A 22306-nucleotide genomic window follows, 5' to 3' on the forward strand; every position below is an offset into this window, starting at 1 on the left:
CCCGCTCGCGAAGCGAGTGGGAAGGATGAGGGGGCGAGCCTAATGTCCTCACCCTTCCGCCGACTGCGTCGGCTCCCTCCCTCTCCCCTTCAGGGAGAGGGAATTACCGCCGCACCTCGAACGGCCGCATCCCCGTCAGCCGGTTGTTGGCGAGATCGATCCGCTGGTGGCTCAGATCCGCCACGAACGCCGGGTCGCCGCCCGCGCCCGGGGCCATGCTCGCCTCGTTATCCTCGATGCGCAGGCCGGCGGACGGATAGGTCTTCCCCTCCGCCGCGATGACGATCAGGCCCGATCCATTCTCCTTGTTCGGCCCCTGCACGAATATGTTGCGCGCGATCAGCCCGACGCCGCCTTCGGACAGATCGACCATGTAGTTGGTGTTGTGCCCCTGGCTGTCGTCGAAGCTCGAATCGAGAATCTGGACGTGCGGCACGCGCAATTTGACATAGTGGCCGCCGGTCCCGCGCTCGAAGCGGCTACGAGTGACGATCACCTCGCCCTGATTGGCGAGATAGATCGAATGGCTGCAATTGGGCGCCTGATCGCACTGGCCGAGGCCGGAGAAGGTCGAGCGGTCGATGGTGATCTTCTGCCCCGAAGGATTGCCGCCGAGAATGCCTTCCTGGCTGTCGAGGAACATCGAGTTGATGACGACCAGGTCGCCGGTCTCGATGCGGATGCCCGCGCCGTTGCCGTCATTGACGCTGTAGCCGCGGAACACGAGCCCATCGACCACCGACCCACGCCCGCGCAGCACCAGGGCCGCCTTGTCCTCGCACGTCTCCTTCTCGAAGATCGCCTGGCCCGGGACGGCAGCCTTGAAGGTAATGAACCCCGCTTCCTGCACCGCGCATTCGCGATAGGTGCCCGGCGCGATCACGATCGTCGCGCGGCGGTCGCCCACCGCGCGGACGGCAGCGTCGAGCGTGTCGAAGCCCTCGCCCGATTCAGCAATGGTGAAGCGCGCGGGAGCCTGTTGCTGCGCGGCGGCGGGCGCGGTCAGCGCAAGGGCGAGCAAAGGCAGGACAATGCGGCGCATGAGGGGCTCCTTCTCACGCGCAGGATGCCCCGTGAAGGCGAATAGAGGGTTAACCCACCTTCTGGTCGCGCAGCCTTTGGATGATCCCGGAAAAGTCCTTGGCCCCATGGCCCTGCGCGACGAACTCCTCGTAGAGTTCGGCCGCCCGCGCGCCCATCGGCGTATCGGCGCAGGCATTCGCCGCGGCCTCCATCGCCAGCCGCAGATCCTTGAGCATCAGCGCCGCGGCGAACCCGCCCTGATAGTCGCGGTCCGCGGGGCTTTCGGGCCCCACGCCGGGGACGGGGCAATAGCTCGTCATCGACCAGCTCTGTCCCGAGCTCACCGAGGCGATGTCGTAGAATTTCTGAAGGTCGAGCCCGAGCTTCTCCGCCAGCACGAACGCCTCGCACGTCGCGATCATCTCCGCGCCGAGCAGCATGTTGTTGCACACCTTCGCCGCCTGGCCCGATCCGCTCGCGCCCGCATGGATCACCGCCTTGCCCATGTCGGCGAGGAAGGGCTCTGCCCTGGCAAAGCCCTGCTCGGTCCCGCCGACCATGAAGGTGAGCGTCCCCGCATTCGCGGCGGCAATCCCGCCCGAGACCGGCGCATCGACCGCGAGCAGCCCGCGCGCCTGCGCAGCTTCGGCCACGCGCCGCGCGGTATCGACGTCGATCGTCGAGCAGTCGATCAGGATCGCCGCCGGATCGGCATGCTCGAACACGGTCTCGCTATAGACGCTGTCGACATGCTTGCCCGCGGGCAGCATCGTCACGATCGCCTCGGCGCCCTTGATCGCGCCCGCCGCATCCTCGGCGGGCAGGCACCCCGCGAGCCGCGCGCGCTCGAGCGCATCGGCCGACAGGTCGAAGGCGCGGACGTCATGCCCCGCCTTGGCAAGGTTCGCGGCCATCCCGCCGCCCATGTTTCCGAGCCCGATAAATGCGACGCGTGCCACCTATGCCTTCTCCGAAATCTTGAGAAAAACCCCGGCCACGATCCAAAGCATCGCCGTGACAACAATACTCAGAGTGTAGAATTGAGCCAAGAACGACAGCGACGGGCCATCGTCGCGTCCGATCCAGGTTAAAGGGATCAGCACCGCCACGATCCACCAGAACACGATGAAAGCGCGCATTCGTCGCCCCGTTCGGCGATAAAAGGCGCGCATCCAGTCGGTCATTTCCCCGTCCAGTTCCCCGGCCGTTTCTCGACGAACGCGCTCATGCCCTCGCTCTGATCCGCCGTCCCGAACAGCGCATGGAACAGCCGCCGCTCGAACGCGACGCCCTGCGCCAGCGTCGTCTCGAACGCCGCATTGACCATCTCCTTGTTGGCCTTGACCGCGAGCGGCGCCATCGACGCGATCAGCGCCGCGGTCTTGACCGCCTCCTCGACCAGCTCGGCGGCGGGCAGGATGCGGCTCACCAGCCCGGCGCGCTCGGCCTCGGCGGCGTCCATCATCCGGCCGGTCAGGCACATCTCCATCGCCTTGGCCTTGCCCACCGCGCGGGTCAGCCGCTGCGATCCGCCCATGCCCGGCGAGACGGCGAGCTTGATCTCGGGCTGGCCGAACTTGGCGGTGTCCGCCGCGAGGATGAAGTCGCACATCATCGCCACCTCGCACCCGCCACCCAGTGCATAGCCCGAAACCGCAGCGATGATCGGCTTGCGCGTGCGGCAGAATGCGTCCCAGCCCGAGAAGAAGTCGTGGCCGTACATGTCGGCAAAGCCCTGCGCCTGCATCTCCTTGATGTCGGCGCCCGCGGCAAAGGCCTTCTCGCTGCCGGTCAGCACCGCGCAACCCTGCGACGGATCGGCATCGAAGGCGCGCATTGCGTCGAGCAGCTCGCTCAGCACCTGACTGTTGAGCGCGTTGAGCGCCTGCGGCCGGTTGAGCGTCACCAGCGTCACGGCGCCGCGCTGTTCGACGAGGATGGTTTCGTAGGACATCAGATCGGGCTCCATGCTTCGTCATCGGGAAGCGGTTCGAAGAACGCATCGGTATCGGCTGCGGGTGCCCAATGCGGCGCGCCGTCCTTGTCGACCAGCAGCGCGCGGACGCCCTCGCGGAAATCGGGATGGCGGATCAGGCGGACCATCAGCCCATATTCCATCCGCATCTCGTCGACGAAATGCGGCTGTTTGGGGCTCTCGACCAGCATCCTGAGCGAGACCGCGCAGGCGGTGGGCGATTTCGAGCGGATCGTCGCGGCCTGGTCGCGCGCCCATTGATCCTTCTCGGCGTCGAGGCAGGCGAGGATCTCCTCGAGCGTATCGGGCGCGAAGCAGCGGTCGATCAGCTCGAGCCGCCACATGATCGGCGCCACCGGCAGCTCGATCGAGGCTTCGTCGAGGATCGCCTGGACGCGGAACGGGTCCTTGGCGATGCGCGCCTTGACCCCCTCCAGCCGGTCCGACGGGATATAGTGGGTCGCCAGCCGCAGCGCCTGGCACTCGGCCCCGTTGAGCCGCGCGCCGGTGAGCGCCAGATATTGCGCGAGCCGCCCGCGCAGCCGCGACAGATAGCGCCCGCCGCCGACATCGGGGAAGATTCCGATCGTCGTCTCGGGCATCGCGAACATCGTGTTCTCGGTCGCGACGCGATAGCGGCACGGGCACGCAATCCCCACGCCGCCGCCCATCGTCACCCCGTCCATGAAGGCCACGCCGGCCTTGGGATAGGTGTACATCAGATGGTTGAGCCGATACTCGTCGAAGAAGAAGCTGCGCGCCGCGGCGTCCTGTCCCTCCACGGTCTTCGCGATCCCCACGACATCGCCGCCCGCGCAGAAGCCCCTGCCCTCGGCATGGTCGATCAGCACGATCCGCATCTCGGGATCGTCGCGCCATTCCAGCAAAGCGGCGGTCATCGCCCGCACCATATCGGTATTCAGCGAATGCAGTGCCTTGGGCCGGTTGAGCCGCAGGCGCCCCGCCGCGCCTTCCTTGTAGGCCCGAATCTCGTCAGTCATCAGGGCGCCTTAGCGTAAGAACCGGGCGCGGGCTCGATTCCGTCCGCGATTTGGCGCGCCGGCAGCTTTTTCCCCGATCCGTGTTCGCCGAGCCACACGTCCCAGAGCGGCCACCACGAGCCCTCGTGCCGGGTCGCGGAGGCAAGCCATGCGTCGGCGCTGTCCGGCCGCGCATCGCTCGTCCAATAGCCATGCTTGTTGGCGGCAGGCGGATTGATGACGCCGGCATTGTGCCCCGATCCGCCGAGGATGAAGTCGGCCTCGAGCAGCTTCGCGCCGTCATAGACCGCACTCCACGCCGAGACATGATCCTCCTTGAGCGCGATCACCAGCATCGGCGTGGCGATCGCGGCGAGATCGATCGGCACGCCGTCCACCGCGAACCCCGAGCCGCGCAGCTTGTTCTCGAACAGCAGGTCGCGATTATACGATTTGAGGAAGCCCGCGGGAATCCGCGCGCCATCCTCGAACCAATAGAGCAGGTCGCTCGGCGGCGCGGGACGGTCGAGCAGATAATGGTTCACCACCGACGACCAGATCAGATCGTTCGCGCGCATTGCCGCAAACAGCCGCTGCAGCTCCACGCTGTCGATAAAGCCCTGCCGGTCGACATGCCCTTCGAGCGCGGCCAGATGCGCCTCGTGCACAAAGGCCGACCAGTCGCGCATATCGGCGAAATCGACCATCGATCCGATCAGCGTGGCCGAATTGACCTCGCCGCCACGCCCCGTCGCCGCAAGCCACGCCAGCGCGATCGCGACGAGCGTGCCGCCAAGGCAGAAGGCGAACAGATCGGGCTTCTCGCCCGTCCGCTCGCGCACCACCGCGATTGCCTCGACGATCCCTTCGAGGACGTACGACCCGACATCGGCGTCGCGATGCGCCTCGGTCGGGTTGACCCAGGAGATGACGAACACCGTCCGCCCCTGATCGACCAGCCACTTCACCAGGCTCTGCCGCGGCACCAGGTCGATCATGTAGAAGCGGTTCACCAGCGGGGGCACGTAGAGCAGCGGCTCGGCGGCGACGTCCGCGGTGGCGGGATCGTATTGGATCAGCTGGAACAGCCGGTTCTGGAACACGACCTTGCCCGGGGTCGCGGCGATGGTCTCGCCCTTCACGAAGGCGCCCGGATCGGACCGGCGCTGCACCAGCCCCTTGCCGCTCGCCAGATCCTCGACGAGGTTCTTGAAGCCCTGGGCGAGGTTCGCCCCCTTGGTCTCCAGCGTCCGCTGGACCACGTCCGGATTGGTCATCGCGAAATTGCTGGGGCTGACCGCGTTCAGATACTGGTCGAGCAGGAATCGCACCATCGCGCTTTCGTCGCCCTTGCCCACCAGCGAACGCAGTTGCTCCGACGCCAGCAGATAGGCGTCGCGGAGCGTCCGGTAATAGGGGTCCTCGGCCCATGCCGCCGCCGAAAAGCGCCGGTCGCGCACCTTCTCGCCCGGCTCGGGGGACCAGGCCTTCATCCAGAAATCGCCCCATTGCCGGGCGGCATCCATCTGCACCGCGAACAGATCCACGGGCTTCATTCCGCTGGCAAAGTCCGCCATCGCCCCCGCCACCGCGAACGGATCATAGGGCTGGGTCGCGGGCAGCTTCATCGCCTTGGTCATGGCCTCCGCGGCGTCATGCCAGGTTTTCACCGGATCGCTCATTGCCGCGTCAGCTCGCGCCCGACGATCATCCGCATCACCTGGTTCGTCCCCTCGAGGATCGAATTGACGCGCAGGTCGCGCCAGAAACGCTCGATCGGATAGTCCTTCAGATAGCCGTATCCGCCATACAGCTGGAGCGCCCGGTCGGTCACCGAGCTCGCCGTATCGGTGGCGAAGCGCTTGGCCATCGCCGCGAACTTGGTCTTGTCGGGCGCGCCCGCGGTCACCTTGGCCGCCGCGAGATAGAGCAGCGCCCGCGCCGCCTCGAGCTCGGTCGCCATGTCCGCGAGCACGAACTGGGTGTTCTGGAAATCGGCGATCGGCTTGCCGAACTGCTGGCGCTCCTTGGTGTACTTCACCGCCTCGTCGAGGCAACGCTGCGCCCCGCCCAACGAGGTCGCGCCGATATTGAGCCGCCCGCCGTCGAGCCCCATCATCGCAATGCGGAACCCCTCGCCCTCGCCGCCGACGATATTCTCGGCCGGCACGCGGACATTCTCGAAGGTCACCGCCGCGGTCGGGCTGGCATTCCAGCCGAGCTTGCGTTCCTTGGCACCGAAGCTGACCCCGGGCATGTCCTTCTCGATGACGAGGCAGGTGATGCCTTTTGGCCCCTCGACCCCGGTGCGTACCATGGTGACGTAGATGTCGTTGACGCCGGCGCCCGAGATGAACTGCTTCGAGCCATTGACCACCCAATGGTCGCCGTCGCGCAGCGCCTTGGTCTTGAGCGCGGCGGCGTCCGAGCCCGAGCTCGGTTCGGTCAGGCAATAGCTCGCCATCGTCTCCATGCTGATGAGGCCCGGCAGATACTTGTCCTTCACCGCCTGCCCGCCGAACCGGTCGATCATCCAGGTCGCCATGTTGTGGATCGAGATGAAGGCGCTGGTCGGCACGCAGCCATAGGCCATCGCCTCCATGATCAGCGCCGCCTCGAGCCGTCCCAGCCCGATCCCGCCACTCTCTTCGGAGACATAGATCGAGGCGAAGCCCAGCTCGGCTGCGGCCTTGATGGTATCGCGTGGGAAGATGTGGTTCTCGTCCCATTCGGCCGCGTGCGGCGCGATCGCGTCGGCGGTGAACTGGCGCGCCATCTCCTGGATCTGGAGCTGCTCGTCGGTGAGTTCGAACTGGGTGGTCATGCCCTGCTTTCCGGGGGTTCCTGTAAAGAGCTCCCCCTAGTCCCGCTGTTCCCCGAACGCAAAGTTGCAGCGGATACTATTCCGCCAGCACCGTCTCATGCAGCACCCGCTCGGCGAACAGCCGGTTGGCAAGCGGGATATCGTTGCGTTCGTACCAGCGCGGCAAGGGCAGCCCCTTCTCCCACGCCGCCGCCTCGGTGAGCGTGCCGCCCGAATGCGGCGTATCGGGAAAGAGCTTGCTGATCGGATCGGCAAAGGCCGCGTCGGCGCTGACGATCTCCCAGCCATCGGCCTTCAGCGCCGCGACCAGATCGGGGATGTACATCGCCGCAAGGTCGGTTTCGTGGAGCAGCATCACATGGATCGGCGAGCGCCCCCAGGTCCCAATCGCGAGATCGTCGTAGAAATCGGCGGCGAGCACGTGCGATTCGACATAGAGCGCCTTGAGCGCGTCCATATCGATCGTCTTGCCCGCGCGTTTCGCGGCGATGGTGAGCGATTCCATGTTCCAGTCCGAGGCCTCGGCGGTGACGTACCCGTTCCGATACCCCCGTGCCGCCAGCCCCGCGCGCACCGCGTCGCGCTTGGCCTTGTCCGCGCCGCCCTCGTCGAGGAACGGAAAGCGGAACCAGGGCCGAAAGCCGGGCTGTTGGCGCAGCCACGCATCGGCCTTGTCGATGTTGGCGAGATAGTCCTCGGCGCTCATCGCGTTCAGGTGCGGGTGGTTCCAGCTGTGATTGCCGATCACATGCCCCGCCGCGACATAGGCCGCGATCCGCCGCTCGCCGCCCTTGCCGTCCTCATTGAGCAGAAAGCCCGGATTGACGAAGAACGCGACCTGCGGAACGCCCGCCATGCGCAGCCCCGCGATCAGCCGATCGGTGCGCTGGTCGGGCGTCAGGAAGGCGCCGCGGTTGCGCGGCACATCGTCGAAGGTCAGCGCGATCCGCTTCGGCGCGGCGGCAGCGGGAAGCGCAACCAGCACCGCAAGCACCAGCATCAGCTTCGCCCAAATCCGCATGCGCAAACCCCTCTCCAATCTTGCTCGCCGGAATAGACGTTACGGCCCCGGAGCGCCATAAGCCGCGGCGATGACCCGGATGATCCTCATCGACACCTGCCTGCGCCTTCTTTCGGTAGGCCAGCTGTTGCTGATCGCGCTGGTGGTGGCGCGCAGCTCCGCGCCGTTGCGGATCCGCGCGACGACGGTGCTGCTGCTCGTCTGCATCGCCTCCTATCTCGCCAACGTCGCGCCGGTGCTCGACCTGTGGCAGTCGCCGGTCTGGGCGCCGGTCCAGCTCGCCTCGCAGGCGGCGCCACTGCTGCTGTGGATCTTCGCGCACCAGATCCTCGAACGCCCGGTCGACCGCCGCGTCGTGCTGATCTCGATCGCGATCATCCTCGGCTGCTGGGCGAACTTCCTCCTCGCGACCCATTGGACGCGCACCTATCCGATGGTCGCCGACATCTCCTATCACCTGCTGGCTGCGCTGCTGACGCTGCACGCGATCTGGATCGCCTGGCGCGAGCGCGGCGACGACCTGATCGAGAAGCGCCGCCTGTTCCGCGCGGGCTTCGTCATCCTGGTCGGCGTCCAGGCGCTGTGCGTGATCGGGGCCGAGAGCTGGTACGGCTTCGCCAATACCGAGCCGCGGCTGCTCGTCGTCCAGTCGGCGGGGACATTGCTCACCGTGATGCTGCTTGGCGCGGTGCTGCTGTCGAGCAATGGCGAGCTGCTGTTCGACGCCGACGCCGCGCCGCCGCCGCGCCCGGCCCTCTCCCCCGCCGAGCAGGTCCTCAACAACAAGCTCGACGCGGCGATGGCCGCCCATGTCTATCGCGAGCCCAACCTCAGCATCGGCGCGCTGGCCGACAGGCTCGACGTCCCCGAGCATCGCCTGCGCGCGCTGATCAACCAGCGGCTCGGCTATCGCAACTTCTCCGCCTTTCTCAACGCGCACCGCATCGCCGATGCCCGCGCCTGGCTGGGCGACCCGGCCAAGGTCGACCTGCCCGTCCTCACCCTGGCGATGGATCTCGGTTACGGCAGCCTTGCCCCGTTCAACCGCGCCTTCCGCGACGCGACCGGCCAGACCCCCACCGATTACCGCCGCGCCGCGTTCGCCATTCCTGAAAATCCCTGATCGATTTCGAAATCGGCGCTATTTTTCCAGCGCCGCAGCGACGGCGCGAGCGCCCGCCACTAGCCGGTCCCCACCGAACAACGGGAGACAGGCAATGCCCGAATGGATACCCAGTGGGATCAGGCGCTTCGCCGATCACGGCGTGGAAATGTTCGCGATCGAGATGATGCGCTATCTCGTCGCGGCCGGCAGCGTGACCTTGCTGCTATGGCTGGCCAGGGGCTGGACCCTGCCCCGCCGCATCCAGGCGCGCATGGCCGGCTGGAGCGATCGCCGCCGCGAATTCGTCAATTCGCTGATCTCGGTCGGCATCTTCGCGCTCACCAGCATCTACATCTTCGCCATGGTCGAGGCGGGCTATTACAGCATCCCCTTCGCCCCGCCCCCGCTCTGGCTCGGGCTGGCCGAGATCATCGGCCTCGTCCTCGCGCACGACGCCTATTTCTACTGGATGCACCGGGCCCTGCACAGCCGCCTCATGTTCCGCCGCGCGCATCTGGAGCATCATCTCTCGCGCACCCCGACGCCCTGGGCAGCCTATAGCTTCGCCCCGATCGAGGGGCTGTTCGAGGCCTCGTTCGTCCCGCTGATGCTCGTGCTGACGCCGATCCACGGCGTGGCGCTGCTCGCCTTCGTGCTCCACCAGATCATCCGGAACGTGATCGGCCATATGGGGCACGAGCTCGCCTGGCCCGGCTTCACCCGTTCGCGCTGGACCGGCTGGCTCACCACCACCACCCATCACGACCTCCACCACAGCCAGGGCAACCACAATTTCGGGCTCTACTTCACCTGGTGGGACCGCTGGATGGGCACCGAACACCCCCGCTACCACGAGGCCTTCGAGACTGCGGCGATCCCGTGGTTCGGCAGGAAGAATGTGGTCGCGACGGCCCCTGAACCGCTACCGTTCGAATTTTGAAGAGGCACCCCTCCTCCCCCGGGCGACCGGGGGAGGCTTTTTCTCACCCCATCGTCGGAATCACGAACGCGTTGCCGCCATCAGGCGAGCCATCCGGCCAGCGCTGGGTGATCGTCTTGGTCTTGGTCCAGAAGCGGACCCCCTCCATGCCGTGCTGGTTGATGTCGCCGAACGCCGAGCGCTTCCAGCCGCCGAAGCTGTGATAGGCGACCGGCACCGGGATCGGCACGTTGATCCCCACCATCCCGACATTCACCCGCGCCGCGAATTCGCGCGCGGCATGGCCGTTGCGGGTGAAGATCGCGACGCCGTTGCCGTACTGATGCTCGCTCGGCAGCCGCAGCGCACTCTCGAAATCGGGCGCGCGGACGATCTGGAGGACGGGGCCGAAAATCTCTTCCTGATAGGATTTCATCTGCGGGGTGACGCGATCGAACAGCGACGGCCCGATGAAGAACCCTTCTTCATGCCCCTGCAGCGTGAAGCCGCGGCCATCGACCACCAGCTCGGCGCCCTCGTCCACGCCGGTCTGGATCCAGCCCTCGACGCGCGCCTTGTGCGCCGCGTTCACCACCGGCCCGTAATGCGCCTCGGCATCGGTGGAGACGCCCACCCGGAGCTTCTCGATCGCCGGGATCAGTTTCTCGCGCAGCGCATCGGCAGTCCTGTCGCCCACCGGCACCACCACCGGCAGCGCCATGCAGCGCTCGCCGGCAGAGCCGAACGCGGCGCCCGAAAGGTCGGCCACGACCTGATCGAGATCGGCGTCGGGCATCACGATGCCGTGGTTCTTGGCCCCGCCCATCGCCTGGACGCGCTTCCCGGCCTCGACCCCGCGGCGGTACACATAATGCGCGATGTCCGAGCTCCCCACGAAGCTCACCGCGGCAATCGCCGGATGATCGAGGATCGCGTCGACCATCTCCTTGTCGCCATGCACGACCTGCAGGATGCCCTCGGGCAGCCCCGCCTCGCGGAACAGCTCGGCGAGCCGCACCGGCACGCTGGGATCGCGCTCCGAGGGCTTGAGGATGAAGGCATTGCCCACCGCGATCGCGACGCCGCTCATCCACAGCGGGATCATCGCCGGGAAGTTGAACGGCGTGATCCCCGCGCCGATCCCCAGTGGCTGGCGCATCGAATAGACGTCGATCCCCGGCCCCGCGCCCTGGGTATACTCACCCTTCAGCGCATGCGGGATGCCGCACGCGAACTCGATCACCTCGAGCCCGCGCTGGATATCGCCCTTGGCGTCGGCGATCACCTTGCCATGCTCGGACGAGAGGAGGTGTGCCAGCTCGTCCATATTGGCCTCGACCAGCGCCTTGAAGTTGAACATCACCCGCGCGCGGCGCTGCGGATTGGTCGCGGCCCAGGCCGGCTGCGCGGCCTGCGCGGCGGCGACCGCCCTGTCGAGCTCCGCCTGGGTGCCGAACTGGACATGGGCCTGGACCTGGCCGGTATTGGGATCGAACACCTCTCCGGTGCGCGCGGCGCCACCGCCACTATGGCCGGCGATGACATGATCGATGATACGCATGGTCTCTCCTCGGGCGACAGGGCCCGACTCAATGTTTGTAATTTAATTGCTTTGGCACAGCGAAAGCTCGCTGTCAGCGGGGCGTGCGACCGGTCGGCACGGGAAGCAGATGGCCGTCCGCGTCGGCGACCATCATCACCTCGACCCCGAACGCCTCGCGCAGGGGTGCATGCGCCAGCGCCTCGCGCGCCGGGCCGAAGGCGACGACGCGGCCCTCGCTCATCAGCAGCACATCATCGGCCGCCCTTGCCGCCTGGACGAGGTCGTGGAGCACGATCACCACCCCCATGCCCGAGGCCGCCAGCCCCCTCAGCTGCGCGAGCATGTCGAGCTGATGCACCGGATCGAGGCTCGCGAGCGGCTCGTCCGCCAGCAGCCATTGGGGCCGGCCGGCCAGCACGCGCGCGAGCAGGACCCGCGCCCGCTCGCCGCCCGAAAGCTGATCGATGCGGCGCTCCGCCAGGCCGATCGTATCGGTCGCCGCGAGCGCCATCATGATCGCGGCCTGATCGTCATGGGAAAGCCCCGCAAAGGGCGAGCGGTGCGGCAGCCGCCCCAGCGCCACCAGCTCGCGCACCCCGACATTCCAATGCACGCTGCCGTCCTGCGGCAGATAGCCGATCGTCTTCGCGCGCTCGGCGAGATCGATCCGCGTCAGCAATTTCTCGCCATAGCGCACCGACCCGGCATCGGGCTCGATCAGCCCGGCAAGCGATTTGACGAGCGTGGTCTTGCCCGACCCATTGGGCCCGAGGATCGCGGTGATCCGCCCCGCCGTCAGGTTCGCGCTCACGCCGCGCAACACCTTGCGCGCACCCAGGCTCACCTCGAGATCGCGGACATTCAGGTCCATGCCGAGCTCCGCATCTTGAGCAGCAGTGCAAAGAAGAAGGGCGCACCGAGCAGCGCCATCGCCACGCCCAGCCTGATCTCCCCCGCCATCGGCGCGAGCCGGACGAGGCTGTCGGCGGCGAGCACCAGGGCCGCGCCGCCCAGCATGCTCGGCAACAGCAACGCGCCTGGCCGCGCCCCGGTCAGCGGACGCAGCAGATGCGGGACGATCAGCCCGACAAAGCCGATCACCCCGGTGACCGCCACGCTCGCGCCGACAACCAATCCCGATCCGGCGACGATCAGCAACTGGGTGCGATCGAGCCGCATCCCCATCGAGCGCGCCGCCGCCTCGCCCAGCGTCAGCGCGTCGAGCGCCCGCCCGGTCAGCAGCAACAGCGCGCACCCGCCCGCGATGAACGGTACCGCGAGCTGCGCCTCGGCAAAGCTCCGGTCGGTCAGCGATCCCATGATCCAGTCGATGATCTCGGCCACCGCATAGGGATTGGGCGCGACCGAGATCAGGAAGGCCGTGAGCGCGCCCGACAGGCTCGCCAGCACCGTCCCCGCGAGGATGAACGCCACCGCGCTCTCCGCCCGCCATGCCAGCCCCGCGAGCAGCAGCATCGACAGGCACGCCGCGCCCATCGCCCCGGCGAAGATCAGCAACGGCGTCGTCACCGAAAAGATCACGATCATCGCCACCGCGCCCAGCGCCGCGCTCGACGACACCCCGACCACCGCCGGGTCGGCAAGCGGGTTGCGCAGATAGCCCTGCAATACCGCGCCGGTGAGCCCCAGCCCCGCCCCGATCGCCAGCCCGAGAATCGCGCGCGGCAGGCGCAGCTCGGCGATGATCCACCAGCCGGGATCGTTCGTGAACCAGGCGCCGGGCGGCACCCAGGCCTTGCCCGCCATCAGCGAGCCGAGGAAGAGGAGCACCACCAGCGCCGCCAGCCCGCCCATCAGACCGAAGCGCTTCATCGCAGCCCCCGCCGCACTTCGGCCAGCCGCGCCATCGCACGCGGGATGGTCGGGCCGCCGCAATTGACGAGGCTGCGCTCGAACCGCACCTGCGTCACGCGCCCGCCCAGATGCGCCAGCGCGCGCCCGCGCACTTCCGCCGCCCGCGACGAGGCGAGGCGGCCGGGCTGGTCGGGCACGAGCATCACGCGCGGCGGATCGGTCACGATGCGCTCGATGGGCAGCGTGCCCGTAAACTGCAATCCATAATGCGCCGCCTGATTGCTGAACCCTGCCAGCGCCAGCATCTGATCGAGCAGATTGCCGCTGCCCGAGGCCAGATTCCCGGCGATCCACACCAGCGCCGGAGCCCGCGGCCCGGACCACGCCGCCGCCGCGACCGCCCCGTCGATCCGCGCATTCATCGCCTCGCCCGCCTTCTCGGCTCCGATCGCCGCCGCCAGCTCGGTCACCTGGCGCTTGCTCGCCTCGATCGTCACCGGCGAATCGAGATAGAGAGTCTTCAGCCCCGCCCGCCGGTACGCCTCGCGCGTCGCGGGCGCGGTGAAGCTGCTCGCCACCACCAGATCGGGCCGCATCGCGATCACCTCTTCCGCGCTCCCCGTCGTCGAGCGGAACCGCGCCGCCACCTCGAGCGGGATCGAGGTGGCGGTCGGGTCCTTCGAATAATGGCTGATCGCCGCGATCCGCCCGGGCGGGACCAGTTCGACCAGCATCGCATCGGCACAGGGGTTGGTCGAGACGATCCCGCCGCCCCATTTCGAAGGCGGCGCCGCGCAACTCGCTGCGAGCAGACAGAGCAGCGCGGCGCCGGTTCGCATCAGTCGAACTTCATCCGCACGCCCGCATAGGCCGCGCGGCCCATCGTGCCGTAGCCGGCGACGGTCTGATACTGTTCGTCGAACACATTATCGACGCGGCCATAGAGCGAGAATTGCCCGCTCACCGGAATCTCCGCGCGCAGATTGACCAGGGTGAAGCCCTTGAGCTTCACGCTGTTCGAGGCATTGTCGAAACTGTCCCCGCGCAGCTGCACCGAGGCGCCGACGCTCAGGTCGAACGGGAAGCGGTAATCGACCGCGAAATTCGCCACGTCGCGCGGCCGGCGGGCGAGATCCTTGTACAGGTTCGCCCCCGGCGAGCGGTTCTCGGCGCGCACATGCGTGAAATTGGCGCGGAGTGTCAGGCCCGCCACCGGCTGCGCCACGGCCTCGACCTCATAGCCTTCGGTCTTCGCCCGGGCGATATTGCCATAGCTGAAGGCGCCCAGATCGAAGTCGATCTGGTTGGTCGTGTCGCGGTGGAACCAGGTCCCGCTCAGCGTCAGCCAGCCGACATTCTGGTCGAAACCGGCCTCATAGCTCACCGCGGTTTCGGGCTTGAGCGTCGGCGTCCCGAAAAAGCTGTAGAGCTGGTAGAGCGTCGGCGCCTTGAACCCCTCGCCATAATTGGCGCGGAACACCGTGTTCGGCGAGGGGCGGAAGGAGCCGCTGAGCGCGAAGCTGGCATGGCTGCCGAAGCGGCGATGATCGTCCTGCCGCATGCCGAGATTGATCGTCAGCGCGTCCACCGGCTTGACGATCGCCTCGCCGAAAAAGCTGGTGATCCCGGTCGAGGCGGTGGTGCTCCCGTCGGTGAAGCGGCTGTCCTCATGCTCGGCGCCGACCACCAGCCGGAACTCCTCCGCCACGCGGAGATTGCCGCGATAGAGATAACGCTCGCTGCTCCCCCGCCCGAAAAAGACCGGCGTCGTGCCCACCGCGGGATCGAAATTGTCGCGGTCGATATCGGCGGCGGTGAAGCTCAGCTCATTCTCGAGCGCCCCGCCGAACAGAGCCGCATGCAGCCCGGCATAGCCGTACAGCTCTTTCGCGGTCGAATATTCGCCGGTATCGGCAAAGCTGTAGGTCGGCGGCGGGAAACCATCGAGATCGGCGCGGCTGTCGGCATAATAGCCGCGCAGGTCGACCGAGACGTCGGGAGTGATGAACGCCTCGACCCGGCCGGTGACGCCGTATTGGCGGTATCCGTCGGCCTCGGTCCCGTTCGCCGCGGCGGAGATGCCGTCGGTGGTGGTATAGCCCGCGGTCAGCGCGCCGCTGAGATGCTCGTTGCCGCCGCTGATCGCCGCATTGCCCGACCAGGTGCCGAAGCTGCCGCCCTCGGCCGAAGCGCGCGCGTGGAAGCCGTCGCGCCCGCTCATCGTCACCACATTGACGACGCCGCCGATCGCCTGGCTGCCCCACACGGTCGAGTTCGGCCCGCGCAGCACCTCGACGCTGTTGACCGCGCCCGCGAGCAGATTGCCGAAATCATAGCCGCCGCCGGGCGAGGAGGGATCGTTGACGCGGACGCCGTCGATCAGCACGAGCGTCTGCTCGCCCTCGGCCCCGCGCACGCGCACGCCGGTAAAGCCGCCCAGCCCGCCATTGCGGGTCACGCTGATCCCCGGAACCGTGGAGAGCGCGTCGGACAGGGTCACCGCCTGGGTCCGGTCGAGCTCGGCGCGGCCGATCACCGACACCGCCCGCCCGCTGTCGCGCGCGGGCTGGGCGATGCCGGCGGCAACGACGACGATCTCCTCATTGTCGCTTTGGCTCCCGGTATCGCCCGTCTGCGCGAGCGCAGGCACCGCAGGCAGCATCGCGGCGGATGCAAACAGCAAAAACTTGAAAGACTTCATCACAAGACACCTTCATCAAAGGCCGTCTCGTAGGTGCGAGACCGACCCATTTGGTGTCGCTCGCTCGGGGGGTTTCATCCCCCGTCCGCCCGGTGCACCCCGCCCGCGCGAAGGAATCGACTGTGACCGGCAGGTCTCCTGGCTTCCGGGTCGCCACCGGGCGCGTCGCCTTCCCGAAGCATGCGCTCCAGTGGCTTTCATGACGCGCCGGTTCACCGGTCACAGTTGCGGGGGCAGCATCGGTCTTGAACCGATTTCCCTTTTCATCCCTTGCGGGACACCGTTCACGGCTCGCCCTGTATCGGGCACGCCCCGCCGTTGCAACCGCCCGCGCGGCAGCCGGGAACCCGCACCGTCCGGAATCGTTACGCTCGCGTAGCGGGTGTAGGGCCCGCTAAGCGCTTGACCCACCGGCGCAAGTTTAGAACAAAGCGAACGCAGCCGGGGGGCGGCTACGATGAGTTTTTGGCCTATGCGCTACCGTTGGTGCGTGCCCTTGCTCCTTTCGCTCGCGGCAGTGCCCGCGGCAGCGAAGGACCAGGACGATCCGCAGGATCTGTCGAGTCTCTCGATCGAAGAACTGTCGCAACTCCCCGTCCGGTCGGCATCGAAGCGCGAGGAGCCGCTGAGCGAGGTCCCCACCGCGCTCTATGTCATCACCGAGGCCGATATCGCCCGCGCGAACGGTACCGCGCTGCCCGAAATCCTGCGCCAGGCGCCCAACCTCCATGTCGAGCGCGTCAATGGCAGCCAGTACGCCATCACCGCGCGCGGTTTCAACGGCGTCGAACCCTCGAACAAGATTCTCGCGCTGGTCGATGGGCGCAGCATCTATTCGACCCTCCATTCGGGCGTGTTCTGGGAACTCCATGCCCCGCTCGCCGAGGATCTCCAGCAGATCGAGGTGGTCAGCGGCCCAGGCGGCACGCTTTACGGCCCCAACGCGGTCAACGGCGTGATCAACGTGATCAGCAAGGAAGCGGGCGACACCCAGGGGCTGCTGGTGCGCGGCACCGGCGGGCGCGACGAGCGCACTGCTGCGGCACGCTTCGGCTTCACCCTCGGCGACAATGCGGCGATGCGGGTCTACGGCAATTATTTCGACCGCGAGAATCTGCCCACCGGCTTCGGCCCCAATCTGAGCGACGGCATCCGCGGCTTCCAGTTCGGCTTCCGCAGCGACAGCGATTTCGGCGCGAGCCACGTCACCGTCCAGGGCGACATGTTCAGGAACCGCACCTTCCAGGTCGCGGGCGACGGCAATCGCGGGCATGACGTGCTCGCGCGCTGGTCGACCGATCTGGGCGGCGGATCGTCGGTCCAGATCCAGGGCTATTACGACTATTTCGAGCGCCGTTCGATGCTGACGATCGACCGGCTCGAGACGATCGATGTCGAGGGCCAGTATAATCTCGAATCGGGGGGGCATCACCTCGTCGCGGGCCTCGGCGTCCGCACGACGCGCGACCAGTTCGTCAACAATCTCAACGCTTTCCAGCTCAATCCGCCGCGCGACCGGCTGTGGATCGGCAACGGCTTCGTCCAGGACAGGTTCGCGCTGACGCCCAGCCTCTCGCTGATCGCCGGCTTCAAGCTCGAAAGCTCGTCCTTCTCGGGGCTCCAGTTCCTGCCCAATCTCCGCCTCGCCTGGCGGCCGAGCGAGCATGCGACGCTCTGGGCCTCGGTCAGCCGTGCGGTGCGCACCCCGTCGCGGATCGACCGCGGGCTGGCGGCGGTGCCGATCCTGATCACCGCGCCCGATTTCGCCTCCGAAAAGCTGATCGCGTTCGAGGCCGGCTATCGCGGCCAGCCGACGCGTTCCACCTCGCTCTCGGTCTCGGTCTTCTACAATCGCTACACCGACCTGCGCAGCGTCCGCGCATTGGGCGGGGCCGCCTTCTTCCCGGTCCAGCTCGCCAACGATCTGCAGGGCAATGAATATGGCGTCGAGGCATGGGGGACACAGCAGCTCACCCCTTGGTGGCGGCTGAGCGCGGGCGGCTTCTGGCTCAAGCGCGATTTCGGCGTGGCGCCCGGCGGCATGGATATCGGCGCCGCTTCGATCGGGCGCGATCCCGGCTATCAGGTCCAGCTCCGCTCGCAGATCACCTTGCCTCGGGGCTTCACCATGGACGCCGGCCTGCGCGCGGTCGGCGCGCTCGAGAATCCGCATGTCGATGGCTATGCCGAGGCCGATGCGCGCCTCGGCTATCAGTTCCAAAACGGCGTCGAGATCTTCGCGGTCGGCGACAATCTGCTCCATGCCAGCCATCTCGAGAGCAACGACGTGCAGCGCACCCAGCGCATCGAGCGCAGTTTCAGCGTCGGGGCGCGGCTGCGCTTCTGATGGCGCCCCGCCGCCTCCTCCCTGCGCTTCTCGGCGCACTGGCAACCGCGACGATGGCCGCGGCGGCGCCGGCCTTCGCCCAGGCGAGCGAGCAGGCGGTCAAGGCGGCCTTCGTCCCCAAATTCGCGCGCTATGTCGGCTGGCCGCCCGCCGCCCAGCCCGGCGCCGGCCAGCCCTATTATCTGTGCGTCATCGGCCGCGACCCCTTCGGAGCGCTGATCGACCGCGCCGCGGCGAGCGAGGTGATCGACGGCCATCCGGTCGCGGTCCGCCGCTTCGCCAGCATCGATTTCGAAGCGGTCGCGGGCTGCCACCTTGCCTTCATCGCCGGCGCCAACGACGCCGCCACCGCGCAGATGGTCGAGGGGCTCAAGCGCCAGGCCGTGCTCACCATCACCGATGCGCGCAACGGCCATGCCCGCGGCATGATCCATTTCGCGGTGGTCGCGGGCCGCGTCCGCTTCTCGATCGATCAGGGCACCGCCGCCGGGCGCGGCATCACGATCAGCTCGCGGCTGCTTGCGCTCGCGGTCGAGGTGAAACCATGAGGGCGCTGCTCGCCCGCGCCGCGGCCTGGCTGCGCAACCTCCCCGCCGCCGCGGCCGCCGGGCTGGTCGCGCTGATCGTGGTGGCGGCCGGTACCGCAATCATCCTCCAGAGCGAAGCCAGCTATAGAGCGCAAAAATCCGAGGAAGCGCAGGTCCAGGCCGATATCCTCGCCTCCAGCATCGTCGCCGCGATCGATTTCGGCGATGCGGCCGCCGCCCAGGAGGCCGCCGACGCGATGCGCGTCAACCGCCAGCTCCGCGGCGTCGCCATCTACGATCGCTCAGGCACGCGCATCGCCGGCTATCGCCGCGACGGCCTCGGGCAAAGACCCACGCTCGCCGAAGCGCGCTCGGTCACCAGTCCCGGCATCGTCGCCGAGGCCCCGGTGATGAAGGACCGCAAGCGGATCGGCACCGTCCGGCTCGCGGTCGACCGCCAGCCGCTCGACACGCGCTTCGGCCGTTACGCCGTGATCGCCCTGCTCGTGCTGATGGCGGCGTTCGTCGTCGGCGTGCTCGGCGTCGCGCAGGCGATGCTCCGCCGCGCCAACCGCGAGTTGGAGCTTCGCGCGACCGCGCTCGGCGAAGCCAATAGCGAGCTCACCCACCAGATCGCCGAGCGCGCCAAGGCCGAGGACCAGCTCCGCCAGGCGCAAAAGATGCAGGCGCTCGGCCAGCTCACCGGCGGGATCGCGCACGACTTCAACAATCTGCTGACGGTGATCCAGGGTTCGGCCGACATGCTCACCCGTCCCGGGCTCAAGGCCGAGCGCCGCCAGCGCTTCGCCGAGGCGATCGTCCAGGCCGCCGCGCGCGCCGCCGCGCTCACCGGCCAGCTCCTCGCCTTCGCCCGCCGCCAGCCGCTCCAGCCCGAGGTGATCGACGTCAACGCGATGATCGCGGGGATGATCGACCTGCTCGACCGCACGCTCGGCGAGCGCTTCACGATCCGCACCGATCTGTCCCACGAGGCCTGCGCGGTCGAGGCCGATCGCGCCCAGCTCGCATCGGCCGTCCTGAATATTGCGGTCAATGCCCGCGACGCCATGCCCGACGGCGGCTCGCTCGCCATTGCCACCGAACGCGTCCATCACGAGGAGGGCGACCAGATCGCGATCTGCGTCACCGATACCGGCGCCGGCATGGACGAGGAGACCCAGACGCGCGCGCTCGAACCCTTCTTCACCACCAAGGGCGCGGGCAAGGGCACCGGGCTCGGCCTCAGCCAGGTCTATGGCTTCGCGACCCAATCGGGCGGCGATCTCAAGATCGTCAGTACGCCGGGCGAAGGCACCACAGTCACCATCCTCCTCCCCTGCAGCGATGCGCCGCTTCCCGCGCCCGAAACCGGCCCCGGCGAGGCGCGCGCGGCGCAAATCGGCGCGGTGCTGCTGGTCGAGGACAATGAGGAGGTCGGCGAATTCGCCGAGGCGATGCTGCGCGAGCTCGGCCATAGCGTCACCTGGGCCCGCTCGGCTGCCGAAGCGCTCCAGGCCGTCGCCGAACGTCCGTTCGACGTGGTGCTGAGCGACGTGGTGATGCCCATGATGAGCGGGATCGAGCTCGCCGACCAGCTCCGCCTGCTCCAGCCCGATCTGCCGCTCGTCCTCACCACCGGTTACAGCGACGAAATCGCCCGCTCGGGCACGGGCGGGCGCCCGGTGCTGCTCAAGCCCTACCGGATCGAAACGCTGGCGGCGGTGCTCGACGAGGCGTTGATGGGAGCGAAGGCGGAGGCGGAATAGCCCGCTTGCAATGTAGGATTTGGCCTGCTCAGCTAGGCGCGCTCCGTGGTCCAGGGCCGCTCTTTGACATGGCGAATCCGAACCCTGCGCAACCTGCGCGATGGTGTGACCTTCGTGTGACTTTCCGTTTCGCACGATCGGCGAACAAAGCGCGTTTTCGCCTAACCTTCGCCTAACCTTCCACATACCGGGACACGCGAGCCGGGCAGCAAAAAGCCCGCCAAGTCGCTGACCTGGCGGGCTTTAATGGTGGGCGTGGCAAGGATTGAACTTGCGACCCCTGCGATGTCAACACAGTGCTCTACCACTGAGCTACACGCCCAAGGCCCGTGCTTTTGAAGACGCGGGCCGAAACGGGAAGCGGGCCTTTAGCCGCACAAATCCCCCCGCGCAAGCGCCGCGGGAGCGAATTCAGATATTCGTCGAAAAGCTGTCGCGCTCGAACAGCCGGTCCACCTCGAGCACCAGGTCGCGCAAATGGAAGGGCTTGGAGAGCACCCGCGCCTGCGGCACCTGCTTGCCGGCCTTGAGCGTCACCGCCGCAAAGCCGGTGATGAACATCACCCGCATGTCGGGCGCGATGTCGCCCGCGCGCTGCGCCAGCTCGATCCCGTCCATCTCGGGCATGACGATGTCGGTCAGCAGCAGGTCGAACTGCTCATTCTCAAGCAGCGGCAGCGCCTCGGTGCCGCGGTCGACCGCGCTGACGGCATAGCCCGAACGCTCGAGCGCGCGCGTCAGATATTCGCGCATCACCTTGTCGTCCTCGGCCAGCAAAATACGATACATGCGGTCCCCACCCTGGTCTTGGTCGGCAGCGATACTATGCGCCAAGCCCTTAAGATTTTCCAGCGCGCCGCGCGACGTGCCGTTGCCGTCTTGGGACGGTATCCCTATTCGATGACATCGTGACGTCGGCCGCTTCCTTCCAGCTTCATGGTCCCGAGGACCCGGTCAGCCCGGTGATCCTGTCGGTGCCGCATGCCGGGCGCGACTATCCGCTGCCGCTCCGCGCGGCGCTGCGGGTGCCCCTCGCCGCGCTCCGCCCGCTCGAGGATCGCCACGCCGACGATCTCGCCATCGCGGCGCGCGGCGGCGAGACCCTGTTCGTCGCCCGCCGCGCCCGCGCCTGGATCGATCTCAACCGCGCCGAGCATGAGCGCGACCCCAAGCTCGACGACGGCGCCTCGCCCAAATCCCAGCCCTTGTCCGCCAAGCTTCGCAGCGGGCTCGGCCTCGTCCCCCGTCGCGTCGCCACGGCGGGCGACATCTGGCAGCGCCGCCTCACCGGCGAGGAAGTCGGCGCGCGCATCGCCGCCGATCACCGCCCCTATCACGCGGCGCTTGCCGGCGCCCTGAAGGCGGCGCGCGACCGCTTCGGGATCGCGGTCCTGCTCGACATCCACTCGATGCCCCCGCTCGGCGCTCCCGAGACCGCCCCGCGCATCGTCCTGGGCGACCGGTTCGGCCGCTCGGCCTCGTCGCGTTTCCTGGGCCGGCTCGAAGGCGTCGCCCGCGCCCATTGCATCGCCTCGGCGATCAACGCCCCCTATTCGGGCGGCCACATCCTCGACCGCCACGCCGATCCGCGAAAGCATATCCACGCGATCCAGATCGAGTTCGACCGCTCGCTCTATCTGGACGAGCGCCTCGACCTGCCCGGCCCCGGCTTCGCCGCCGCCGTCCGCGCGCTCAAGGCGATGATCGAGGCCGTCGCCGACGAAGCGCTCCCCGCGGCGATCGCCGCGGAGTGATCTGAT

At 67.8% G+C, this 22306-nt stretch carries 20 protein-coding genes, 1 tRNA gene and 1 riboswitch; of the genes, 6 read left to right on the forward strand and 15 right to left on the reverse strand.

Features of this window, described 5'->3' with window-relative positions; all coding sequences use genetic code 11:
* Positions 1–103 precede the first annotated feature (103 nt).
* From OF829_RS01265 to OF829_RS01300, 8 genes are all read right to left on the reverse strand, one after another.
* Positions 104–1042, reverse strand: a complete 939-nt coding sequence (locus OF829_RS01265; protein ID WP_264938133.1) for a polysaccharide lyase domain-containing protein — start codon at positions 1040–1042, stop codon at positions 104–106.
* A 49-nt stretch (positions 1043–1091) separates the two neighbouring features.
* Positions 1092–1982, reverse strand: coding sequence for a 3-hydroxyisobutyrate dehydrogenase (gene mmsB, locus OF829_RS01270; protein ID WP_264938134.1), 891 nt, complete (start codon positions 1980–1982; stop codon positions 1092–1094).
* Positions 1983–2207 (reverse strand): hypothetical protein, encoded by a 225-nt coding sequence (locus tag OF829_RS01275; protein WP_264938135.1) that lies wholly within the window; start codon positions 2205–2207, stop codon positions 1983–1985.
* Positions 2204–2977, reverse strand: coding sequence for an enoyl-CoA hydratase (locus OF829_RS01280; protein WP_264938136.1), 774 nt, complete (start codon positions 2975–2977; stop codon positions 2204–2206). Before OF829_RS01280 ends, OF829_RS01275 begins: the two co-directional genes overlap by 4 nt.
* On the reverse strand, positions 2977–3999 hold the full coding sequence (locus OF829_RS01285; protein WP_264938137.1) for an enoyl-CoA hydratase/isomerase family protein: 1023 nt from the start codon (positions 3997–3999) through the stop codon (positions 2977–2979). Before OF829_RS01285 ends, OF829_RS01280 begins: the two co-directional genes overlap by 1 nt.
* A complete protein-coding gene (locus tag OF829_RS01290) occupies positions 3999–5648 on the reverse strand; it encodes a PHA/PHB synthase family protein (RefSeq protein ID WP_264938138.1) in 1650 nt (549 codons plus the stop codon). The genes OF829_RS01285 and OF829_RS01290 overlap by 1 nt, the downstream gene beginning before the upstream one ends.
* Positions 5649–5656: 8 nt before the next feature.
* Complete coding sequence (locus OF829_RS01295; RefSeq protein WP_264938139.1) at positions 5657–6802, reverse strand: acyl-CoA dehydrogenase family protein; 1146 nt, start codon at positions 6800–6802, stop codon at positions 5657–5659.
* A gap of 76 nt (positions 6803–6878) precedes the next feature.
* Complete coding sequence (locus OF829_RS01300) at positions 6879–7823, reverse strand: polysaccharide deacetylase family protein (protein WP_264938140.1); 945 nt, start codon at positions 7821–7823, stop codon at positions 6879–6881.
* Between the two features lie 70 nt (positions 7824–7893).
* Between OF829_RS01300 and OF829_RS01305 the strand changes: the two genes are divergently transcribed.
* A complete protein-coding gene (locus OF829_RS01305) occupies positions 7894–8946 on the forward strand; it encodes an AraC family transcriptional regulator (RefSeq protein ID WP_264938141.1) in 1053 nt (350 codons plus the stop codon).
* Positions 8947–9040: 94 nt separating this feature from the next.
* The gene (locus OF829_RS01310) at positions 9041–9868 is read left to right on the forward strand and encodes a sterol desaturase family protein (RefSeq protein WP_264938142.1); all 828 of its coding nucleotides are present in this window, start codon (positions 9041–9043) and stop codon (positions 9866–9868) included.
* Between the two features lie 43 nt (positions 9869–9911).
* Here OF829_RS01310 and OF829_RS01315 read toward each other — a convergent pair whose 3' ends face one another.
* The 5 genes from OF829_RS01315 to OF829_RS01335 all read right to left on the reverse strand — a co-directional run bounded on the left by OF829_RS01315 (position 9912) and on the right by OF829_RS01335 (position 15906).
* Positions 9912–11408, reverse strand: coding sequence for a CoA-acylating methylmalonate-semialdehyde dehydrogenase (locus OF829_RS01315; protein WP_264938143.1), 1497 nt, complete (start codon positions 11406–11408; stop codon positions 9912–9914).
* Positions 11409–11481: 73 nt separating this feature from the next.
* Positions 11482–12261 carry an ABC transporter ATP-binding protein gene (locus tag OF829_RS01320; RefSeq protein ID WP_264938144.1) on the reverse strand — a complete coding sequence of 260 codons (780 nt, stop codon included), beginning with the start codon at positions 12259–12261 and terminating at the stop codon, positions 11482–11484.
* Positions 12252–13223 (reverse strand): FecCD family ABC transporter permease, encoded by a 972-nt coding sequence (locus OF829_RS01325; protein WP_264938145.1) that lies wholly within the window; start codon positions 13221–13223, stop codon positions 12252–12254. Before OF829_RS01325 ends, OF829_RS01320 begins: the two co-directional genes overlap by 10 nt.
* Positions 13220–14044, reverse strand: coding sequence for an ABC transporter substrate-binding protein (locus OF829_RS01330; RefSeq protein WP_264938146.1), 825 nt, complete (start codon positions 14042–14044; stop codon positions 13220–13222). Before OF829_RS01330 ends, OF829_RS01325 begins: the two co-directional genes overlap by 4 nt.
* On the reverse strand, positions 14044–15906 hold the full coding sequence (locus OF829_RS01335) for a TonB-dependent receptor plug domain-containing protein (protein ID WP_264938147.1): 1863 nt from the start codon (positions 15904–15906) through the stop codon (positions 14044–14046). Before OF829_RS01335 ends, OF829_RS01330 begins: the two co-directional genes overlap by 1 nt.
* 111 nt (positions 15907–16017) lie before the next feature.
* A riboswitch (cobalamin riboswitch) is annotated at positions 16018–16206 on the reverse strand.
* A gap of 157 nt (positions 16207–16363) precedes the next feature.
* Between OF829_RS01335 and OF829_RS01340 the strand changes: the two genes are divergently transcribed.
* The 3 genes from OF829_RS01340 to OF829_RS01350 are packed head-to-tail and all read left to right on the forward strand — an operon-like array spanning position 16364 to position 20546.
* The gene (locus OF829_RS01340; protein ID WP_264938148.1) at positions 16364–18253 is read left to right on the forward strand and encodes a TonB-dependent receptor plug domain-containing protein; all 1890 of its coding nucleotides are present in this window, start codon (positions 16364–16366) and stop codon (positions 18251–18253) included.
* A complete protein-coding gene (locus OF829_RS01345; RefSeq protein WP_264938149.1) occupies positions 18253–18801 on the forward strand; it encodes a YfiR family protein in 549 nt (182 codons plus the stop codon). Before OF829_RS01340 ends, OF829_RS01345 begins: the two co-directional genes overlap by 1 nt.
* Entirely contained in the window at positions 18798–20546 is a 1749-nt protein-coding gene (locus OF829_RS01350; protein WP_264938150.1) for an ATP-binding protein, read from the forward strand. Before OF829_RS01345 ends, OF829_RS01350 begins: the two co-directional genes overlap by 4 nt.
* Before the next feature lie 247 nt (positions 20547–20793).
* Here OF829_RS01350 and OF829_RS01355 read toward each other — a convergent pair.
* Positions 20794–20868: transfer RNA gene (locus OF829_RS01355), tRNA-Val, on the reverse strand.
* A gap of 89 nt (positions 20869–20957) precedes the next feature.
* Entirely contained in the window at positions 20958–21335 is a 378-nt protein-coding gene (gene cpdR / locus OF829_RS01360; RefSeq protein WP_264938151.1) for a cell cycle two-component system response regulator CpdR, read from the reverse strand.
* A 116-nt stretch (positions 21336–21451) separates the two neighbouring features.
* Here cpdR and OF829_RS01365 point away from each other — a divergent pair, with 116 nt between their 5' ends.
* A complete protein-coding gene (locus OF829_RS01365; RefSeq protein ID WP_406701397.1) occupies positions 21452–22300 on the forward strand; it encodes an N-formylglutamate amidohydrolase in 849 nt (282 codons plus the stop codon).
* Positions 22301–22306: the final 6 nt, after the last annotated feature.

This window comes from Sphingomonas caeni (genome assembly GCF_026013415.1).
Classification (GTDB): Bacteria; Pseudomonadota; Alphaproteobacteria; order Sphingomonadales; family Sphingomonadaceae; genus Sphingomonas; species Sphingomonas caeni.

Coding starts and splice junctions, on each gene's coding strand:
- OF829_RS01265 (WP_264938133.1), bottom strand. CDS start 1,042: ATGCGCCGCATTGTCCTGCCTTTGCTCGCCCTTGCGCTGACCGCGCCC.
- OF829_RS01345 (WP_264938149.1), top strand. CDS start 18,253: ATGGCGCCCCGCCGCCTCCTCCCTGCGCTTCTCGGCGCACTGGCAACC.
- OF829_RS01280 (WP_264938136.1), bottom strand. CDS start 2,977: ATGTCCTACGAAACCATCCTCGTCGAACAGCGCGGCGCCGTGACGCTG.
- OF829_RS01285 (WP_264938137.1), bottom strand. CDS start 3,999: ATGACTGACGAGATTCGGGCCTACAAGGAAGGCGCGGCGGGGCGCCTG.
- OF829_RS01295 (WP_264938139.1), bottom strand. CDS start 6,802: ATGACCACCCAGTTCGAACTCACCGACGAGCAGCTCCAGATCCAGGAG.
- OF829_RS01325 (WP_264938145.1), bottom strand. CDS start 13,223: ATGAAGCGCTTCGGTCTGATGGGCGGGCTGGCGGCGCTGGTGGTGCTC.
- OF829_RS01275 (WP_264938135.1), bottom strand. CDS start 2,207: ATGACCGACTGGATGCGCGCCTTTTATCGCCGAACGGGGCGACGAATG.
- OF829_RS01335 (WP_264938147.1), bottom strand. CDS start 15,906: ATGAAGTCTTTCAAGTTTTTGCTGTTTGCATCCGCCGCGATGCTGCCT.
- OF829_RS01320 (WP_264938144.1), bottom strand. CDS start 12,261: ATGGACCTGAATGTCCGCGATCTCGAGGTGAGCCTGGGTGCGCGCAAG.
- OF829_RS01315 (WP_264938143.1), bottom strand. CDS start 11,408: ATGCGTATCATCGATCATGTCATCGCCGGCCATAGTGGCGGTGGCGCC.
- cpdR (WP_264938151.1), bottom strand. CDS start 21,335: ATGTATCGTATTTTGCTGGCCGAGGACGACAAGGTGATGCGCGAATAT.
- OF829_RS01330 (WP_264938146.1), bottom strand. CDS start 14,044: ATGCGAACCGGCGCCGCGCTGCTCTGTCTGCTCGCAGCGAGTTGCGCG.
- OF829_RS01305 (WP_264938141.1), top strand. CDS start 7,894: ATGACCCGGATGATCCTCATCGACACCTGCCTGCGCCTTCTTTCGGTA.
- OF829_RS01300 (WP_264938140.1), bottom strand. CDS start 7,823: ATGCGGATTTGGGCGAAGCTGATGCTGGTGCTTGCGGTGCTGGTTGCG.
- OF829_RS01340 (WP_264938148.1), top strand. CDS start 16,364: ATGAGTTTTTGGCCTATGCGCTACCGTTGGTGCGTGCCCTTGCTCCTT.
- OF829_RS01310 (WP_264938142.1), top strand. CDS start 9,041: ATGCCCGAATGGATACCCAGTGGGATCAGGCGCTTCGCCGATCACGGC.
- OF829_RS01350 (WP_264938150.1), top strand. CDS start 18,798: ATGAGGGCGCTGCTCGCCCGCGCCGCGGCCTGGCTGCGCAACCTCCCC.